The following is a 19,445-nucleotide window of genomic DNA, read 5'->3' as shown; positions in this document are numbered from 1 at the left end:
CGAGGTCCCATGTTTCATCCGACATGCTGACCGTCGGTCCGACACCATGCCCGCCGGCATTGGCGATCAGTATATCGAGGCCGCCATGCGTTTCGACCACTTTTTCTACGGCAGCCTTCATCGCTGCACCATCGGCGGCATCGGCCGCGACGATGGTTGCGCCGATCTCCTCGGCGACGCTTCTCAACGGCTCGGGACGACGCCCGACAAGCGCGACATTGCCGCCTTCCTGCCGGATGCGGCGCGCGACCGCCGCGCCAATGCCTGTACCGCCGCCAGTGATCAGGGCGGTCTTGTTCTTGAAACGCATGTTTCCTCCTCTTGGCTTTCGGGTTCATGATGACCGATGCGTGCGGAGGCGTCGTGTCCAGCTGTGCAGTCCGTTTTGACTGAGCGTGCACAATGCTTTCTCTATGCCGAAACTTGCGTGGCGAGGCGCAAAGTCAGGCGAGCCGGGGAGGGCGGCCTCTGCGATTAATAGACCTTGACGTCTTGAGGCGGCTTGGTGGCATCCGCGTTTTTGAAATCGTCGAGGAGCTTGATCGTGGCGTTGGCAAGCAGGGTAACGTCGTTACCGATGGCAACGAAGGTGGCGCCAAGCTCGAGGTAGCGTTTGGCCAGCGAGAGATCGCCGATCAGAATGCCGGCCGCCTTGCCATGCGCCTGGATTTTTGCAAGCGCCTTTTCGACTTCTGCCTGCACTTCCGGCGCACCCGGCTTGCCGAGATAGCCCATGTCGGCCGCGAGATCGGATGGTCCGATGAAGACGCCATCGACGCCTTCCGTCGAGGCGATATCGTCGAGCGCCGCAAGTCCCGCGCGGCTTTCCACCTGCAGCAGCAGGCAGATCTCATCATTGGCCGTCGCAAGGTAGTCGGGAATGCGGTTGAAAGCGGAGGCGCGGGCAAGCGCTGCTCCGACGCCGCGCACGCCATGCGGCGGATATCTGACCGCCTTGACCATGGTCTCGGCCATCTCCTTGCTGTCGACCATCGGGATCAGCAGCGTCTGCGCGCCGATGTCGAGCATCTGCTTGATGATCCAGGTCTCGCCGATCGGCGGGCGGATCACCGCATGGCTCTCCGTGCCCTTCATCGCCTGCAGTTGCGAGACGAGAAGCGGCACGTCGTTCGGCGCATGCTCGGCATCGAGCAGCAGCCAGTCGTAGCCGGCACCGGCTGAGATTTCGACCGTGTAGGCATTGGCAAGCGCCTGCCAGAGGCCGATCTGCGCCCGCCCTTCCTTCAGGGCCTGCTTGAAAAGATTTTTGGGCGCCGGCATGGTTCACTCCTTCAGGCAAAGAACAGGCTGACCGATCCGTAAGGGCCGAAATCGGCATGGATCGTATCGCCATGCCGCGCCTCGATCGGGCGAATGAACGACCCGGCAAGCACGATCTGGCCGGATTCGATGCCGTCGCCGTATTGCGAGAGACGATTGGCAAGCCAGGCGATGCCGCGTGCCGGCTGGTTGAGAACGCCGGCGCCAAGGCCGGTTTCTTCCACCTCGGCGTTGCGGCTGACGATCGCGCCCACCCAGCGCATGTCGATCTCACCGGGCCGCACGGCGCGGCCGCCGGTGACGATACCGGCATTGGCGGCGTTGTCGGAGATGGTGTCCACGATGGTGCGCGCCTTCTTCGTGTCGGGATCGACCCGGAGGATGCGCGTGTCGAGGATTTCAAGCGCTGGCGTCACGTAGTCGGTGGCATTCAGCACGTCGAAGATCGTGACATCAGGCCCCTTGAGCGGCGCTTTCATGACGAAAGCGATCTCGGCTTCGATGCGAGGCTGAATGAAACGGTCGCCCGGCACAGTCGCGCCGTCTTCGAAGACCATATCGTCGAAGAGCACGCCAGAATCCGGAATGTTGATGTTGAGGGCATATTGCATCGCCTTCGATGTCAGCCCGATCTTCCAGCCGATCGGCTTGCTGCCACTCGCGATCTTCTTCTTCACCCAGGCACTCTGGACGGCATAGGAATCGTCCATGGTCATCTGCGGGTACTTGAGCGAGAGGAGCCCGGTCTGGACACGCGTCCGCTCGGCCTGATCGAGGCTTTCGGCCGCAGCCTGGATTTCGTCTTGCGACAGCATCAGCGCACCTCGTCGGCGATCGTGTTTTTGAGGATACCTAGACCATCGGCTTCGACCTCGACGACATCGCCGGGTTTCAGCCAGATCGGCGGATCGAAACGGGCGCCGGCGCCGGTCGGCGTGCCTGTGACGATCACATCGCCGGGAATGAGCGTGGTGAAGGTGGAGATGTAGTTGATGATCTTGCGGAAGGAAAAGATCATGCGGCTGGTGCGGTCGCTTTGGCGCACTTCGCCGTTGACGCGGGTCTTGAGCTCGATGTCCTCAAGCTGGGCGGCATCGGTGAACGGGATCAGCCAGGGGCCGATCGCACCGGTATTGTCGAAGTTCTTGCCCTGGGTAACGTTGAATTTTGCGTGCCGAACCCAATCACGGATCGTGCCTTCGTTGCAAAGCGAGAGAGCCGCGATATGGGAAAAGGCATCGGCTTCGGCAATCCGGCGGCCGCCCTTGCCGACCACGATGACGATCTCGCCTTCGTAGTCGAGCTGCGGGCTTTCCGGCGGCCGGATCAAAGGCTGGTCGTGCCCGGTAAACGACCGCGGAAAGCGGATGAAGAGAGAGGGATTGGAGGGTGCTGCCTGCCCATCCTTGTATTCCTCGTTGCGGTCGGGGAAGTTGACCCCGACGCAAATGATCTTTTCCGGTGACGGAATGGGAATCTCGAAGCGGATGTCGTCCAGTGCGAAATCCGGCCTCAACGATTTGGCTTCCTCTGCGAGTTGAACGAGGCGATCGGCCTCGATCACCTCACGTAGCGTCGGCCATGTCGCGCCATGGCGGGTCGAGAGGTCGACGACACCGCCGTCGACCGCAAGCCCGTAGCCGTGACGGCCATTTCTCGAAAAAGACAGGAATCTGGGATGGGTCATGCTTTCATGGCCTTCTCTTGACCTCAGACGACGCCGCCGAGGCAGACATATTTGATCTCGGTGAATTCCTCGATGCCGTATTTCGAGCCTTCGCGACCGAGGCCGGAGAGCTTGACGCCGCCGAACGGCGCTTCTGCCGTCGAGATCAGGCCGGTATTGACACCAACCATGCCGTATTCCAGCGCTTCGGCCACCCGGAAGACGCGGGCGAGATCCTTGGCATAGAAATAGGAGGCAAGGCCGAACTCGGTGTCGTTGGCCTGCGCGATGACGTCGGCCTCATCCTTGAAGCGGAAGAGGGGAGCAACCGGCCCGAAGGTCTCTTCCTTCGCGACGGCCATGGCAGGGGTCACGTCGGCAAGAACGGTCGCCTCATAAAAGCGCCCACCGAGCTGATGGCGATGCCCGCCGGCGACGACGCGGCCGCCCTTCGAAAGCGCGTCGGCCACATGTTCCTCGACCTTGGCAAGGGCTGCCTCATCGATCAGCGGACCGAGATTGATGCCTTCATCGAAGCCGTTGCCTGTTTTCAGCGAGCCCACAGCCTTGGAAAGCTTTCCCGCAAAGGCGTCGTAAACGCCGTCCTGAACGTAAAGGCGATTGGCGCAGACGCAGGTCTGGCCGTTGTTGCGGAACTTGGCGATCAGCGCGCCTTCGACGGCAGCATCGAGATCGGCATCGTCGAACACGATGAAGGGCGCATTGCCTCCAAGCTCCAGCCCCAGTTTCTTGATGGTCGGTGCGCTCTGCTTGTAGAGTTCGGCACCGACTTCCGTCGAGCCGGTGAAGGTGAGCTTGCGCACGACCGGGCTTGCGGTCATCTCGCCACCAATCGCACGGGCCGAGCCGGTGAGAACACTGAACAGACCCTTGGGCAGGCCGGCACGCTCGGCAAGGATTGCGATCGCAATCGCCGAAAACGGCGTCTGCGAGGCAGGCTTCAGCACCATGGCACAGCCGGCGGCAAAGGCGGGCCCCGCCTTGCGGGTGATCATCGCATTCGGGAAGTTCCACGGCGTGATCGCCGCGACGACGCCGATCGGCTGCTTCATCACCAGAATGCGCTTGTCCTTCTGGTGGCCGGGAATGATGTCGCCATAGACGCGGCGCGCCTCTTCAGCAAACCATTCGATGAAGCTTGCGCCATAGGCGATCTCGCCCTTGGCTTCGGGCAGCGGTTTGCCCTGCTCGGCCGTCAGGATGCGTCCGAGATCGTCCTGGTTCGCCATCATCAGCTCGAACCAGCGCCTGAGGATGCCGGAGCGCTCCTTGGCGGTGCGGCCGGCCCACTCCTTCTGCGCGGCTTCGGCTGCGGCAATCGCCTTCTTGGTTTCGGCAGCGCCCAGATTGGGAACGAGGCCGATAATCTCGCCGGTCGCGGGATTGTCGACCTTGATCGCGTTGGACGGATCGGCTTCGATCCAGTCGCCGCCGACCAATGCGGCCTGCCGGAACAATGTTGCGTCTTTCAAATTCATGACGGACTCCTTGCGCTTTCGAACGTTGATGAGAAGCGGGCGTTTTCGCCCGCTCTCAAGAGTAACGCTTAAGGCGCGATAATCGGCTGTGCCTTCAGGTCAGGCTCGGCCACATCAGCACCGGCAAACAGGCTACCATGTTCGAACCAGGATTTGGGAGCAGGTGCGCCCCAAAGAGTTTGACGCTGCGGATCCTTGAGATCCCACTTGATCGGCTCCAGATCGGGATCGACTGTCTGGTAGTCCGAGCAGTAGATCTCGATGCGGTGGCCGTCCGGATCGAGAATGTAGAGGAAGAAGGCGTTGGAGATGCCATGGCGTCCCGGACCGCGCTCGATATTGGCAACCCAGCCAGTGGTCGCCATCAGGTCGAGCAGGTCGATGATGTTGAGCGGCGTCGGCACCCAGAAGGCGGTGTGGTGCAGGCGCGGGCCGCGGCCATTGGTGAAGGCAATATCGTGGACGCCGCCCTTGCGGTGCGTCCACGCAGCCCAGAGACGGCCGGTCTCTTCATCCGCCGTATACTCGGTCACGCGGAAGCCGAGTTCGTTATAGAAGGCGACGCTCTCGTCGACATTGGTCGAGAAGCAGTTGAAGTGGTCGATCCTGAGCGGCTTTACGCCCTTGTAGAGCGCGTATTTCTGATGGATCGGCGGCAGGCGGTCCATCTTCGAATAGAATTCGAGGGGTATGCCATGCGGATCGCGGGTGCGGAAGGTCCGTGCCTGGTAGGGACGCTCGACCCACTCGACTGGAAGATCCTTGCCCTTGAAGAAATGCGCCGCCTTGTCGAGGTCCTCGTCGCTGAAGACCTTGAAGCCGAGATCGCGCGCTTCGGCCTTGTCGGATTTTTTCAGCACGATGCAGTGATGGCCGCGTTCCTCCATCGCGCGCAGGTAGATCGTATCCGCCGTCTCGTCCGTCACCTGCAGGCCGAGCGTGTCGACATAGAAGGCGCGGGACTTGGCAAGATCGGTGACGCCGAATTCGACATGGCTGAGGCGCACGATGTTGAAGGGCGGATAGAGATTGGGTTTCGGCAGGGGCATTTGTTCCTCCTCTTATGCGTACTTGTGTGTTGGCGGCTCAGCCGCCGAGTTTCTGGATGGCGTGCGGCTTGGTGGCAAACGCGATGTTCTTGGTTTCCATGTAGAAATCGAAGGACCAATCGCCGCCGTCGCGGCCGATGCCGGAGCTCTTGACCCCACCGAAAGGAGTCGGCAGATGGCGGACGTTTTCCGAATTGACCCAGATCATGCCGGCTTCGAGATGATCGGTAAAACGGAAGGCGCGGGTGACGTCCGACGTCCAGAGATAGCCCGTCAGGCCGTACTGCACGTCGTTGGCCAATGCCAGCGCATCGGCTTCGTCCTTGAAGGGTATGGCGGTCAGCACCGGCCCGAAGATTTCTTCCTGGGCGATGCGCATCCGGTTGTGGGCGCCGGTGAAGAGCGTGGGCGAGACATAGCAACCGCCGCCCGGGCCGTTGACCTTCTCGCCGCCGGCGGCAAGCGTGGCGCCTTCCGAACGGCCGATCTCAATATACTCCAGCACCTTCTTTTCGTGCACCGGATGAACGAGCGGGCCGACGACGGTTTCCGGGTCCAGCGGATGACCGACCTTGATGCGCTTGGCCTTCTCGGCGACGATCGCGGTGAACTTGTCGTAGACGCTTTCCTCGACCAGCAGGCGCGAGGACGACGTGCAACGCTCGCCGTTCAGCGAATAGATCATGAAAACGGCGGCATCGGCTGCGCGCTCCAGATCGGCATCGGCAAAGACGATGACCGGGTTCTTGCCGCCGAGCTCGAAGTGCACGCGCTTCAGTGTGTCGGCACCCTGCTTCATGATCATCGAGCCGGTGCGGCTTTCGCCGACGAAGCCGATCGCCTTGATCAGCGGATGTTCCGTGAGTGCACGGCCGGCATCCTCGCCGAAGCCGTTGACGAGGTTCCACACCCCCTTCGGCAGGCCGGCCTCCTCGGCAATCTCGACCAGCAGGCGGGCCGTCAGCGGCGAGAATTCGGCCGGCTTGTGGACGATGGTGCAGCCGGCGGCAAGAGCCGGCGCGATCTTCCAGGTCGACAGCATGAAGGGCGTGTTCCAGGGCGTGATGATGCCGACCGGGCCGATCGGCACGCGCGTCGTCAGGTTCGTCTGGCCCTCGGTGCGCAGCGCCTTGCCGTCGCGCGCTTCCGGCGCGCGGTCTGCGAAGAAGCGGAAGTTTTCCGCCCCGCGCAGGGCGGCCTTGGCCATGAACTTCAGCGATTGCCCTGTATCCATGCACTCGACGAAGGCGATTTCTTCGGCACGCGCGACGATCGCGTCGGCTATTCTGTGGAGGAGTTTCTTGCGGGCGTCGCCCGGCATGGCAGCCCACTCGGCAAAGGCAGCTCTTGCGGCCTTCGCGGCGCGATCGATATCGGCTGATTTGCCGCACGCAACGGTGGTAAGCGGCTTCAGATCGACAGGCGAGATGGTCTCGAAGGTCGAGCCGTCGTCGGCGCGCACATCCTCGCCATTGATGCGGTTGAGTACGCCGCGGTCCTTGAACCGGGCCAGAAAGCCCTCAGCCTTTGCGATGTTTTCCTGCAGTTTGGACATCGTCTATTCCTTTGGTGTTACGTCGTCCCGCGAAGGGGAAGTGTCACTTGCCGCGCAGCCGCGGATGAAGGGCGTTTTTCTTCCAGCTCAGCTCCGTGTCGATCTCGCGGATCTCCAGCGAGAGAGCGAAATGCGGTGTTTCGAATAGAGGGCCAAGAACGTCGGCTGCCGCGGCAAAGATCGCTTCGCCGGTGCGCTTTTTTTCCTCATCCGTGCGGCCTTTGCCGATGCGGAAGTTCAGATCGACGAAGGCATTTTCGGGCAGCTTGTCGGCGATGGCGTAATATTCGGCGCGAAAGGCGCGCACCCGCACGGCCCCGACTTCGAAAAGGCCGGTGTCGAGAATCGTCTCGAGCAACCGCTCGCAAAGCGCGCCGATGTCGGCGCGGCCCTCCAGATTGGCCGAATATTCGATGGCGAGATGCGGCATGAAGTCCTCCCGTACCCACAATTATTTAACACGTTAACAATTGTGTGAAGGATGTCAAGCGGCAGCGTCGAGCTTTCTCGCCATCTCCAGACTTTCGTCGACATATCGTGACAAGCGTTCGGCGCTGTCCGGGATTTCCGGACGTTCAGCGAGCCACCCGATATAGGTGAGGCTTCTCAGCACCATGAAGAGCGGCAGGCTTGCCAGGGTCGCGTCTGAAAGCGCGCGCCGGCTGCGATAGCCTGCAATCAATGCTGTCTCGATTGCCGGATAGGCCGGTTCGTTGCGGTTCTTGAGCAGGGTCGTTGCGAGATCGAAGAGGCGGAAGCCATGCCCCGCATCGTCGAAATCAATGAAGGCAATATTGGCATCAGTACCCGTCAGAAAGATGTTTTCCCGCACCAGATCCGCATGGATCAATCCGTAGTCGAGGTCTTGATTGTTTGCAGCCGCAAGGGTGCGACGCAGCTTGGCACGCAGAGCCGAGAGCGCGATGACGCTGTCGGCCGAAAGACCCCGACAATCCCAGAAACGCCCCCATAGCGGCTTTTCCCCAACCAGGCCTTCAACATCCCATGCCGGCCGCCGAAAGCGCTCGGGCGGCGCCCAGGCGTCGGCAAGCTCATGCATGGTCGCCATGCCCTGGCCGATGCGGAAGAAGATAGCCGTCTGCATGTCGATTGGATGGGATAGCGGTGTTCCGCTTAGCCCAAGCGGAACGCCTTCGATCCAGCTTACCACGTCGGCATACTGCTCGGGAAAATGCTTGCTCGCCGGTAGGCGCACGAGGCTCTGCCCGCCGTCCGTCGGAACGGGGCTCGGGACATCGAGGCCGCCGAGCTTGAGTGCGGCCATGAAATGCAACTCCGAGCGCAGGTTCGTCTCGTCGTGATAGCCCGGCCGATGCAGCCGCAAGGCGGCGAACCGGCCGTCTTTCAATGTAATACGGAAGACGGCGTTCTCGCGATATTTCATCAGGACCGGTTCATGCGCCTGCGCCGGCCAATGGTCGAGTGCCTCCCGCGCACGTTTCTGCAGGGCGTTACGGATGGTTTGCGGCAGCTGATCAGCCATATCAGCCTCACAGGCCGGACAGAACGTCGTCGAAGATCGACAACATGAAATCGGCATTTTCCCTGGTGAACGGCATGGGCGGGCGGATCTTCGTCGCGCATTGGTAAATGCCGATCTTGCCCATCAGCACGCCGCTTTCGCGCATGGCGTTGACGATCCGGGTCGCCTCGGCGGCAGCCGGCTCCTTCGTCTGCTTGTCGAGCACGAATTCCGTACCCATGAAAAGGCCGCTGCCGCGCACCTCGCCGATGATCGAATGCTTCTGCGCCAACCTCTTGAAGGCATCGCGCGTGTATTCGCCGACGCTGCGGGCATTCTCGATGAGGTCCTCGTCCTCGATGACGTCGAGCACGGCCATGGCCGCAGCGCAGGAGACAGGATTGCCGCCGAAGGTATTGAAGTAGCGGAATGCCTTGCGGAAAGCATTTATCGTGTCAACATTGGCAACAACGCCGCCGACCGGATGCCCGTTCGCCATCGGCTTACCAAGCGTGACGATATCGGGAACAATGCCGGCGTGCTGGTGACCCCACATATGCGTGCCGGTGCGGCCGAAACCGGGCTGTACTTCGTCGGTAATCACGAGGCCGCCGGCCTTGCGCACGGCTGCGACTGTCTTGTCCAGGAAGCCGGGCGGCAGATCCGGAAAGCCCTCATTGGCGAAGAACGGATCGATGATGATGGCCGAGAAACCGTGCGGTGTGTCCTGAAGCGAGGCGATTGCCTTCTCGACTTCGGTTGCGAAAGCCGCAGCGAAGGGGTTTCCGCCTTCATCGCCGAGCGGACGATAGCTGTCCGGCGCCGGCACATGTCGGACATGGCCGCCGTAGCCGCCTACCGGTGGCATGCGTGTCGAGAGCTGCGATACGGCCGCCGTGTTGCCGTGATAGGTATGGTTCGTGGCGATGACGCCGGTCTTGCCGGTCACAGCCTGCGCCATGCGCAGCGCCACGTCGTTCGCCTCGCTCCCCGTGCAGGTCAGGATCGCGGCATCGAGGCTCTTGTCGAAGGTTGCCGTCAGCCGCTCGACGTAGTCAAGGATGCCTTCGTGCAGGTAGCGGGTATGCGTGTTCAGCGTCGAGGCCTGCCGCGTGATCGCTTCTACCACGCGCGGATGGCAATGGCCGACATGCGGCACATTGTTGTAGCAATCGAGATATTTGCGGCCATCGGCGTCCCATAGCCAGACGCCTTCCCCGCGCACGAGATGCACGGGGTCGTCATAGAAGAGCGACATGTTGCGGCCTAAAAGCCGTTCACGACGTGCGATGAGGGCTGCGTTGTCGGACATGATCAGCCCCTCGCGGCGGTGAGACCTGCGTCGAGCGCGGTCAGCATTGTCTGGACATTTTCTGCGGTCACGATCAGCGGCGGCGACATGATGACATTAGCCCCCGAGGTGCGCACGAGAACGCCGGCATCATAGGTTGCGTCCTGCACCTTCTGGATGACGTCCTTGGCGGCGCCGCTCTTCTTTGCGCGGTCGCTGACGAGTTCAAGGGCACACATCAGGCCCTTGCCGCGCACGTCGCCCACCAGCTCATGCTTGTCCCGCAGTTTCTTCAGGCCGGCCAGTAGCTCTTCGCCGCGGGCCGCCGCATTATCGGCGACGTTGAGCCGCCTGGTTTCCTTCAAGGTGGCAAGAGCTGCGGCGGCGCCAACAGGGTGGCCGGAATAGGTGTAGCCATGGCCGATGCTGCCGACTGCGCTCTTGTTGCTTTCGAAGACCTGCGCCACCTTGTCGGAGATCATCACGGCGCCGAAGGGGAAATAGCCGTTGGTGATTGCCTTGGCCGTCGACATCATGTCCGGCTGCACGCCCCAGAGGCGAGATCCGGTCCAGGCGCCCGTGCGGCCGAACGCCGTGATGACCTCGTCGGCGATCAAGAGAATGCCGTGGCGGTCGCAGATCTCGCGCATCAGCGGCAGGAAAGTTTCGTGCGGGACGATGACGCCGCCAGCGCCGAGCACCGGTTCGACGATCAGAGCCGCGATTGTATCGGCGCTCTGGAAAGCGATCTCATCCTCGAAGAGCCTGCCGATCGCAGCCGCGACCTCGGCACCATCGGTGGTGTTGAACGGGTTGCGATAGGGGAAGGGAGCGGGGAGGTGGATCGCGCCCGGGAGCAGCGGCTCATAGTTGCGGCGGAAATTCTGGTTGCCGTTCACCGAGGCGCCGCCGAAATGCGTGCCGTGATAGCCCTTCTTCAGCGCGACGAACTTGGTGCGCTCGGGCTGGCCATTGACCTTGTGGAACTGGCGCGCCAGCCGCAGGCAGGTTTCGACCGAATCCGAGCCGCCCGAGGTGAAGAAGGAACGGCTGAGGCCATCCGGCTTGAACCATTCGGCAAGCTCGTAGGAGAGTTCGATCAGCGGCGAGTTGGTTGTGCCGCGAAAGGTCGAATAATAGGGCAGCTCGTCGAGCTGGTCGCGGATCGCCTTCTTCACCGGCTCGCAGGAATAGCCGAGATTGACGTTCCAGAGACCGCCGACTGCATCCAGCACTTTCTTGCCCTGAATGTCGACGATTTCGACACCTTCGCCTGAGTTGATGATGCGCGGCGGGTTGGCCTGCATTTCCGCGGGATGGGCCATCGGATGCCACAGATGGCGGGCGTTGTTTTCGATGATGAAATTGGTCTCACGCATGTCAAATTCCTTGTTGTTCAGAGCCCCAGCATGGCAAATGCGCGGGCATAGCTTTCTGCAGGGAGGGTCACGTCGAAATGCACATGAGGCAGGCTCACGGCTTCGGCGCCCTCGATGTTCTTCTTCTGGTCGTCGACGAAGACGCAGGCCTCGCGCGGCAAGTTGAGCTCGGCAAGAACGAGCTCGTAGGCGCGGGGATCGGGTTTCAGGATCTTCGTGTAAGTGGCATCGACAATGACGTCGAAAAGCTCGATCAGCGGAAAACGCCGGCGGAACTCGACGCCATAGAAAAGGTCGAGTTCGTTCGACAGGATCGCCAGCTTCAGGCCGGCTTCCTTGGCGCGCAGGATGGCACCGCGCGCTTCCGGGCGCAGAGCCAGTTCCGGCTCGGCGCCGCGTGCCCGGCGCACAAAGGTCTGCATGTCAGTCCAGTTTTCGCCGACAAGCTTCCCGACTTCGCCTGCTCGCGTGAGCCAGTAGTCGCGTTCGGTGATCTCCCGGTTCTGCATGGCGACCCAGAGCGGGTCCGTCGTCGTGTCGAATGGACCGAGCCAGGTCAGCGATCCCTTGGCAAGGCCAAGCGCGCGTTCGGTAATGTCGTGCGTCTCAAACAGCGTGCGTGTGACGACGCCGCCAAAGTCGAGGATAAGCGCGCTGTTTTGCGTCACGGCCGTCCCTCCGGAATGACGCCTTCGGCCACCCATTGATCGAAGATGGCGAGTGCTGCCGCTGAAAAGGCCGGCGCGTTGATATGGGCATCGACTTCCTGCAGAATGACGGAAGGCGGAACGGCGCGGCGCATTTCGTCGATGAAGGCGTCGAGGCCCTCGGGATCATGCAGCGGCTCGTCCGGCTTGTCCCATTCCTGCAATCCTTCGGTCGGCAGCAGGAAAGCGACCTTCGCCTCGGCGCGCCTCAGTTTTTCCCCGATTAAACGGGCGACCTCACGCCGCCCTTCCGCCAATGTCGTTACCGACCCGATCAGCCGGTTGTGGGCGTGATACGGGCGCTCAGCAAAGACCTCTGGCACGGGCTGCCATGCCTGAAGATCGACCATGTCGACTGCACCTGGTGCGACGATCTGCGGAATGCCGGCGCGTCCTGCGTTTTCCAAACGATCAGGCCCAGAGGTCACGACGCTGCTGTAATGATGATTGCTGACTTCCTGAATGCAGAAGTCGAAGACAGCGGCAAAGTCACCCCTCGAAGCGATCGCTTCATAGGCGCGTCCGCCCATGCCGGTGGAATGAAATACGGCGACGTCGTAGCCGCGCTTCTCCAGCTCGGGCCGCAGATACTTCATATATTTCAGGCAGGAGGAGCCAAGTGACGTCATGCCGACAAGTGGCCGCTCGCGATTGGGCTTGATACCGTGCTTTGCAGCGCCCACGACCGCGCCGCAGGCTTGCGAGAGCACGGAGCGGCAGATGCTGTTGAGCCCATAGAGACCACCGGCCCACAGGATCATCATCAGGTCCGGCGCAATGCGTTCGGGCGGGATGAGGTGAGAATAGGCAATGGTCGAAACAACGAACTTCGGGACGCCGAGCGGCAGGACGGCGGCGACATCGAGCGCCAGATCCGTTCCCATGGAGCCGCCGAGCACGATGATGCCGTCGACGAGCCCCTCTTCATAGAGGTGGAGTGTCAGGGCCGATGCACCCTTGGCCATGGCCGCCATGGCGCTGTTTTCATCGCCGCTTTCTGCAATCGCGCTAATCGTGGTTCCGGCAGCTTCGGCGATGTCATGTTTGGAATAGTCTGGATAATAGGGCGGTTCGCTGAGAACGCTGACATCCATCATGACCGGCCGGCCGCCGGCTTCAGAGATGACGGATGCCATGAATTGCAGTTCGTCGCATTTGGTATCACCGGTTCCGATGACGAGTATCCTTGGTGAGGGAGCCTCCGGGCTCATCAATCCGTCCTCCTGAGTTTCGCAATGGTTCCCGTGGGTCTTTACGACCCGTAATATTTTTCTGAGATCGCATTGGCCGCGGCCGCAGCCTGCGTGCCGAATTCGTGAATGGCGGCCGTGTTGGTGCGCGAGAGCGGAGCGGCGATGGCCACACAGCCAATCGGGCGGCCGCTCGGCGAGCGCACCGGCGCGGCCGTGCTGATGACGCCGGCCTCCAGGCCTTGGTCAATGATGGAAAAGCCCCGTGCTGCGGTTTCATCGAGCATTGTAAGCAGCAATCGGGGATCGGTGACGGTGTAGTCGGTAAACTTTTCGAGCGGCTTTTTAAGCGCTGCGTCGATTTCTGCTCGTGGGCAGAAAGCCAGAAAGGCGAGGCCTGATGCTGTCGCATGGAAGGGAAGGAGGCTGCCGACATCGATGATGATGCGGTGCGCGCGCGGCGGATCCTCCACATGAATGGTCGAAAGCTGGCCACCTGCGAACTCCGAGAGATGAACGGTCTCGGTCGATGATTCGGCAAGTGCTTCGATGAACGGAATTGCGACGCGGAGGAAGGGAAAACGCGCTTCCCGGATACGGGCGAGGCGGACCGGTGCCGAACCGATGCGATAGCGGCGCGTATCTGGATCCTGCTCGACGAAGCCATGTTTTTCCAGCTCCACGAGAAAGCGTCGCGCCGTCGCCTTGTCCAGCGCGCACTGGCGGGCGATGTCGGTCAGACCCGCCTCCTTGTCCAGCCGTGACAGGGTGTCCAGCAATGCCAGCGCCTTTCCGATCGTGCTCATCATTCCTCCTCTTGGGTTGGTCAGGTTTCGATTTTGTCCGTCCAGCCGGGGCTTTCCGTCAAATCAGTTCGCAGACCTCACGCCGCGGCACGATAGCAGCGACCCAAGATACTTAACATGCGAAATAACTTGACAGAGGCCGGTGATGTTTGCAAGTCTATATTTGAAACTATGGTTCAAATAATGAACCCGAGGCGCTGGCGGCGGTAAAATCAACGAAAGCATAAGCCCCGTTCGTCAGTCCGGTTTTTGGTGGAGGTCGCACGCGGCAGTCGCGGCGATGATCGGATGTTCTTAAACAAGGGGAACGAACGCAGATGAACACGCAAAATTCGCAAACTCCGGCTGAAAACCAGCTGCGCAAAAACAGTCTCGGCGTCGGCGCCGTGACCTTTCTCGTGGTGTCGGCCGCGGCGCCGCTGACGGCGGTCGCCGGCGGCGTACCGTTGTCCATGATGCTCGGCAACGGACCGGGTATTCCGCTCACCTTTCTATTGGTGACGGGCATTCTGCTGCTATTTGCGGTCGGTTATGTCGCCATGGCTCGCCATATCCGCAATGCCGGCGCCTTCTATGCCTATACGGCCCAAGGGCTTGGCGGCCTCATGGGCGGTGCCGCCGCGCTGATCGCCATCCTCGCCTATAACGCCATGCAGGTCGGCGTTCTCGGGCTCTTCGGTGCGGCAACGAAAGGCTTCTTCGCCGAGCAGCTTGGTCTTGATCTTCCCTGGTGGGTCTGGAGCTTTATCGGCATCGCCTTTGTCGCCGTTTTCGGCTACCGCCGTGTCGATCTTTCAGCCAAGGTGCTGACGGTGCTCGTCATTCTCGAATATCTGGTCGTCCTCGTCATCGACGCCGCAATCTTCGCCAAGGGCGGCGATGCCGGTCTTTCCGCCGCACCATTTACGCCGACAGCCTTCTGGAGCGGAACGCCGGCGATCGGCCTGCTGTTCTGCTTTGCCGCCTTCATCGGTTTTGAAGCGACGACCATCTATAGCGAAGAGGCTCGTGAGCCGGAAAAGACTGTGCCGCGTGCGACCTATATCTCCGTTCTCATCATTGGCATCTTCTATATGCTGACCTCCTGGCTGATGGTGGCTGGCGCCGGCGTCGATAAGCTCGTACCGAGCCTGCAGGGCCTCGCCGATCCGACGACCTTCCTCTTCGGCCTTGCCGAGCGCTATGTCGGCCACTGGATCACCGTCGTGATGAGCGTTCTCTTCATCACCAGCCTGTTTGCCGGTATCCTCGCCTTCCATAATGGCGTGGCGCGCTACATGTATGTTGCAGGCCGCGAGGGTCTGCTGCCGAAGTCGGTCGGCGTCACGCATCCAGCCTTCCAGAGCCCGCATGTCGGCTCGATTATTCAGACCGTCATCGCCGTGCTCGTCGTCGCGCTCTTTGCGATTACGGATCAGGATCCGGTGCTGGCGCTCTTCTCCTGGCTCACCAATGTCGCGACGCTCGCAATCATCCTGCTGATGGCTTTCACCGCCTTCTCGATCGTCGTGTTCTTCAGCCGCAATCCAGGACTTGAGCGTAATGTTCTGGCGATCAAGGTGTTGCCGATCGTAACGGGACTCATTCTGCTGGCACTCGTCTATTATATCTCGGCGAATTTCGGCGCGATCGCGGGTGCCAATGGTACGCTGGCCGTGTTGCTGCCGGGGCTCGTGCTGATCGCAGGCATCATCGGTTTCATCGCGGCGGCTCGCCTGAAGTCGTCGGATGCGGCAGGCTATGCCCGCCTCGGTGCCGGCCAGGAAGCTTGAACCAGTTCCAATCGCGGTGGCGGGGAAGCCCGCCACCCTCTTTGTGAGAGAATGAGATGCAGGACAAGATCGACAAGCTCCGGACATTATCCGTTTCCGCGCAGGCATTGTTTGTCGGCGGCCTATGGCGCCAGCCGGTCAGCGGTGCGGCTATGGACGTGATTTCGCCGATCGACGGAACAAAGCTGACCACGATTGCCGATGCCGGCACGCAAGATGTCGATCTCGCGGTCAAGGCGGCGCGGCACGCTTTCGAAAAGGGTAGCTGGTCGAAGGCGGCGCCGGCCGAGCGCAAGAAAGTGCTCTTGAAGATTGCCGAGCTGATCGAGAAGAACGCGCTTGAGCTCGCCGTGCTCGGGGTGCGCGACAACGGCACGGAAATCTCGATGGCGCTGAAGGCGGAGCCCGGGAGTGCCGCCGGCACGTTCCGCTACTATGCCGAGGCGATCGACAAGGTCTATGGCGAGATCGCGCCGACGGCCGTCAATATTCTCGGTCTCGTCCATCGCGAACCGATCGGCGTCGTCGCCGCCATCGTGCCATGGAACTTCCCAATGATGATCGGCGCCTGGAAGATTGCCCCGGCGCTTGCAGCCGGCAATTCTGTCGTGCTGAAGCCCGCCGAGGGCGCCTCGTTGACGCTGCTGAAGCTTGCTGAAATTTGCGCCGAAGCGGGATTGCCCGAAGGCGTCTTCAACGTCGTCACCGGCCGTGGCGCAATCTGCGGCGAGGCGCTGGGATTGCACATGGATATCGATGTGCTCGCCTTTACCGGCTCCGGCCCGATCGGGCGGCGGCTTCTGGAATATTCGGCGCGCTCCAACCTGAAGCGCGTCTACCTGGAGCTTGGCGGCAAGTCTCCGAATATCGTCTTTGCCGATGCGCCCGATCTCGATCAGGCGGCCAAGGTGTCGGCCTACGGTATCTTCCGCAATTGCGGCCAGGTCTGTGTCGCCGGCTCGCGGCTGCTGGTCGAGAAGTCGATCCATGAAACCTTCTCAGAGAAGGTCGCGCGCATCGCCGAGACCATGAAGGTCGGCGATCCCCTGCAATTGACGACGGAAGCGGGGGCCATCTCCAGCGAGATCCAGCTGAAGAAGGATCTCGGCTATGTCTCGCAGGCGGTGTCGGAAGGCGCGTTTTTGCGAACCGGCGGCTCGCGTATTCTTGAGGAGACCGGCGGATACTACATGCGGCCGGCCGTCTTCGACGTGACGCCATCGATGACCCTGGCGCAGGAGGAGGTGTTCGGCCCCATTCTGTCGATCATTCCCTTTGACAATGAAGCGGAAGCTCTGCGGATCGCCAACGCCACCGAATACGGCCTTGCCTCGGCCGTCTGGACATCGAACCTGTCGCGAGCCCACCGGATGGTGCGGGGCATTCGCGCCGGTGTGGTGCATGTCAACACCTATGGCGGCGCGGATAACAGCGTGCCTCTCGGCGGTGTCAGGCAATCCGGCAATGGCCATGACAAGTCGCTGCATGCGCTCGACAAGTATATCGATCTGAAGACGGCTTGGATTCAGCTTTAAAGGTATTCTCGCATGCAAACAGGGTGCCGCGTGATCGTCGGCACCCTGTTTCTATTTCTGGCGGTTACTTGTCAAACCTTCGACGGCTAGCCGCCGAAGCTGCCCGCTTGGGTCGGCACGTGCACATAGTTGCGATCGAAATAGAGCAGCGCATGTCCGTCCTTACGGCTGCGGATTTCCATGATTTCACCGATGAAGATATGGTGCGTGCCGACAAGGCGTGCTTCCGTCAGACGGCAATCGAAGGAGACGATGGCATCGGAAAGCGCCTGGCTTCCGGAACGGAAATCGATCCATTCCGCCGCGGCGTAGCGCTCCTCCATGTCGGAGCGCTGACCGGCGAAATAGCCGGCCAGTTCCTTGTGTTCCTGCGTCAGGACATTGACGCAGAAGCGGCGGTTTTCCAGGAAGAGGGTGGTCTGCGCCGAGCGGCTATTCATGCAGATCAAAAGCGTCGGCGGCTCGTCGGTGACGCTGCACATGGCGGTGGCGGTAAAGCCGCCGCGGCCGGCAGGACCGTTGGTGGTGATGACGTTCACCGGTGCACAGACTCGCGCCATCGCATTGCGGAATTCGGTTTTCGAGAGTTGCTCCTCCATGGCAATGACCTCATTCGGCGGCATTGCGGACGGGGGAGCTGTCGCCGAGCGGTGGAAGCCAGGTATCTCCTGTCCAGCCGTTTTCATCGTAGTCGCTCATGCACTGATCGACCAACGCTTCCATCTCCTTCAGCCGGCCGCCGCGCTCCGCACCCTTCAGCACCTGCAGGCGGACTTCCTCGGGTGCGCCTGCATAGTTGAGTTCGTAGAGGGCGTGCCGCCCGCCGAACTCGGTGCCTGTGGCGTCCCACAGCAGCTTCATGATCTTGATGCGCTCGACATGGCCCATGTCGTTGGACCCGCGCACATATTGAGCAAGGTAACGGTCGATCTCCGGATTGCCGAAATCCTTGGCAGAAGACGGCAGGTAGATCAGCCCCGAGGCGACGACCTTGCGTACCGTTTCGATGACGCGCGGATAGGCCTCCGACATGAAGGTGCGATAGGAAAGCGCGGCCTCCATGTTCGGCAATACCGCACCATTAGCCCAGGGCTGCGGATTGTAGGCCATGGCGTTGGAAAACGACCAGAACATGTGGCGAAGTGCAATCACTTCGCCGAGAGCTGCCTGATTGCCGCGGAAGGCATCGCCGCCGGTCGCCCGCAATGCCTTGGCGAGCAGCCCGGCGATGAAATCGAGCTTCACGGCGAAACGCGTGCAGCCCTGAAAGCAGTAGCCATGCATGAAGCCCGAGGCCGGATGAAAGGAGAGAATCTTTGCCGTATCGCGCAGCACGAGCACATCCTCCCAAGGCACAAAGACATTGTCGAGCACCAGGATCGCGTCGTTCTCGTCGAAACGCGACGATAGCGGATAGTCGAAGGGATGTCCCACCGTATTGGCGGTCTGTTCATAGGAGACGCGGCAGAACATCTTGTTCCCGGGTGCATTCATCGGAACGATGAACATGACCGAGAGCGACGGGTCTTCCGTGACGGTCGCCGAGCTCTGGGCAAGGAAATTGTAGTGCGTCAGCGCCGACGAGGTTGCCACCACCTTGGCGCCGGAGACATAGATGCCGGCATCGGTTTCCTTGGTGATGTGGACGAAAACGTCCTTGACGGCGTCGGCCGGCTTGTGGCGGTCGATCGGCGGATTGACGATCGCGTGGTTCATGAAGAGCACGGATTCCTGGGCGCGCTTGTGCCAGGAAAGCGCATTGTCCTTGAACGGACCGTACCAGTCTGCATTGGCGCCGAGCGTGTTCATAAGAGCCGCCTTGTAATCGGCGGTCCGGCCCATCCAGCCATAGGACATGCGCGCCCAATCGGCGATGGCGCCCTGCTGAGCGACAAGCTCGGCCGACGACTTGGCCACGCGGAAATACTTGTGAGTATAGCCACCATTGCCGGTGTCGGTTGGCGAGGTCAGGCGATCCCTGGTCTTCTCGTCGTGAAGCGCATCGTACATGCGGGCGATCGAGCGAGCGGAATTGCGCATCGACGGGTGTGCCGTCACATCGGCAATGCGTTCGCCATTGATGTAGACTTCACGGCCGTCGCGCAGGCTTTCCAGATATTCCTGGCCGGTAAAAGGACGGGTGCCGTCGGAGCGAAAATCCTCAGAGCGCATATGACTTCCTCCCTATGCAATAATTACACATGTTAAGTTTCTATTTCCCGGGCAACCATG

The 19,445-nt window shown here is 61.3% G+C and carries 18 protein-coding genes; 2 read left to right on the top strand and 16 right to left on the bottom strand.

The window, feature by feature from the left end:
- The 14 genes from Q4Q11_RS13815 to Q4Q11_RS13750 form a co-directional block, all read right to left on the bottom strand.
- The coding region (locus tag Q4Q11_RS13815; protein WP_498569840.1) for an SDR family NAD(P)-dependent oxidoreductase at positions 1-310 on the bottom strand (310 nt) is incomplete at its 3' end.
- Between the two features lie 164 nt (positions 311-474).
- A complete protein-coding gene (hpaI, locus tag Q4Q11_RS13810) occupies positions 475-1,281 on the bottom strand; it encodes a 4-hydroxy-2-oxoheptanedioate aldolase (RefSeq protein ID WP_498569839.1) in 807 nt (268 codons plus the stop codon).
- Positions 1,282-1,292: 11 nt separating this feature from the next.
- Positions 1,293-2,096, bottom strand: coding sequence for a 2-oxo-hept-4-ene-1,7-dioate hydratase (gene hpaH, locus Q4Q11_RS13805; RefSeq protein ID WP_498569838.1), 804 nt, complete (start codon positions 2,094-2,096; stop codon positions 1,293-1,295).
- Positions 2,096-2,968, bottom strand: coding sequence for a fumarylacetoacetate hydrolase family protein (locus tag Q4Q11_RS13800; RefSeq protein ID WP_498569837.1), 873 nt, complete (start codon positions 2,966-2,968; stop codon positions 2,096-2,098). Before Q4Q11_RS13800 ends, hpaH begins: the two co-directional genes overlap by 1 nt.
- A 23-nt stretch (positions 2,969-2,991) precedes the next feature.
- Positions 2,992-4,446 (bottom strand): NADP-dependent succinate-semialdehyde dehydrogenase, encoded by a 1,455-nt coding sequence (gene gabD, locus Q4Q11_RS13795; protein WP_498569836.1) that lies wholly within the window; start codon positions 4,444-4,446, stop codon positions 2,992-2,994.
- A gap of 68 nt (positions 4,447-4,514) precedes the next feature.
- A complete protein-coding gene (gene hpaD, locus Q4Q11_RS13790; RefSeq protein WP_112507773.1) occupies positions 4,515-5,495 on the bottom strand; it encodes a 3,4-dihydroxyphenylacetate 2,3-dioxygenase in 981 nt (326 codons plus the stop codon).
- Between the two features lie 37 nt (positions 5,496-5,532).
- Positions 5,533-7,050 (bottom strand): 5-carboxymethyl-2-hydroxymuconate semialdehyde dehydrogenase, encoded by a 1,518-nt coding sequence (gene hpaE, locus Q4Q11_RS13785; protein WP_498569835.1) that lies wholly within the window; start codon positions 7,048-7,050, stop codon positions 5,533-5,535.
- Between the two features lie 43 nt (positions 7,051-7,093).
- A complete protein-coding gene (locus Q4Q11_RS13780) occupies positions 7,094-7,480 on the bottom strand; it encodes a 5-carboxymethyl-2-hydroxymuconate Delta-isomerase (protein WP_498569834.1) in 387 nt (128 codons plus the stop codon).
- A 54-nt stretch (positions 7,481-7,534) separates the two neighbouring features.
- Positions 7,535-8,554, bottom strand: a complete 1,020-nt coding sequence (locus Q4Q11_RS13775) for a homoserine kinase (RefSeq protein WP_498569833.1) — start codon at positions 8,552-8,554, stop codon at positions 7,535-7,537.
- Between the two features lie 7 nt (positions 8,555-8,561).
- Positions 8,562-9,845: an aspartate aminotransferase family protein gene (locus tag Q4Q11_RS13770; protein WP_498569832.1), complete on the bottom strand. Its 1,284-nt coding sequence runs from the start codon at positions 9,843-9,845 to the stop codon at positions 8,562-8,564.
- 2 nt (positions 9,846-9,847) lie between these two features.
- Positions 9,848-11,203: an aspartate aminotransferase family protein gene (locus Q4Q11_RS13765; protein WP_498569831.1), complete on the bottom strand. Its 1,356-nt coding sequence runs from the start codon at positions 11,201-11,203 to the stop codon at positions 9,848-9,850.
- A 17-nt stretch (positions 11,204-11,220) separates the two neighbouring features.
- Positions 11,221-11,907 (bottom strand): HAD family hydrolase, encoded by a 687-nt coding sequence (locus Q4Q11_RS13760; RefSeq protein WP_498569830.1) that lies wholly within the window; start codon positions 11,905-11,907, stop codon positions 11,221-11,223.
- Complete coding sequence (locus Q4Q11_RS13755; protein ID WP_498569829.1) at positions 11,868-13,121, bottom strand: Tm-1-like ATP-binding domain-containing protein; 1,254 nt, start codon at positions 13,119-13,121, stop codon at positions 11,868-11,870. The genes Q4Q11_RS13760 and Q4Q11_RS13755 overlap by 40 nt, the downstream gene beginning before the upstream one ends.
- Positions 13,122-13,162: 41 nt before the next feature.
- Entirely contained in the window at positions 13,163-13,906 is a 744-nt protein-coding gene (locus tag Q4Q11_RS13750) for an IclR family transcriptional regulator (RefSeq protein ID WP_498569828.1), read from the bottom strand.
- Between the two features lie 317 nt (positions 13,907-14,223).
- Here Q4Q11_RS13750 and Q4Q11_RS13745 point away from each other — a divergent pair, with 317 nt between their 5' ends.
- Both Q4Q11_RS13745 and Q4Q11_RS13740 read left to right on the top strand, forming a co-directional pair.
- Positions 14,224-15,678, top strand: a complete 1,455-nt coding sequence (locus Q4Q11_RS13745) for an APC family permease (RefSeq protein ID WP_498569827.1) — start codon at positions 14,224-14,226, stop codon at positions 15,676-15,678.
- A 56-nt stretch (positions 15,679-15,734) separates the two neighbouring features.
- Entirely contained in the window at positions 15,735-17,213 is a 1,479-nt protein-coding gene (locus tag Q4Q11_RS13740) for an aldehyde dehydrogenase (RefSeq protein ID WP_498569826.1), read from the top strand.
- Between the two features lie 86 nt (positions 17,214-17,299).
- Here the strand turns inward: Q4Q11_RS13740 and Q4Q11_RS13735 are convergent, their stop codons facing one another.
- Both Q4Q11_RS13735 and Q4Q11_RS13730 read right to left on the bottom strand, forming a co-directional pair.
- Positions 17,300-17,812, bottom strand: a complete 513-nt coding sequence (locus tag Q4Q11_RS13735; protein ID WP_112508092.1) for a flavin reductase — start codon at positions 17,810-17,812, stop codon at positions 17,300-17,302.
- Positions 17,813-17,822: 10 nt separating this feature from the next.
- On the bottom strand, positions 17,823-19,385 hold the full coding sequence (locus tag Q4Q11_RS13730; protein ID WP_498569825.1) for a 4-hydroxyphenylacetate 3-hydroxylase N-terminal domain-containing protein: 1,563 nt from the start codon (positions 19,383-19,385) through the stop codon (positions 17,823-17,825).
- Between the last annotated feature and the right edge of the window lie 60 nt (positions 19,386-19,445).

It is taken from the genome of Rhizobium sp. UFLA01-1127, assembly GCF_059803845.1.
Note: the sequence above shows the minus strand (reverse complement) of the source record. Positions and strands in the feature narration are given on the sequence as shown.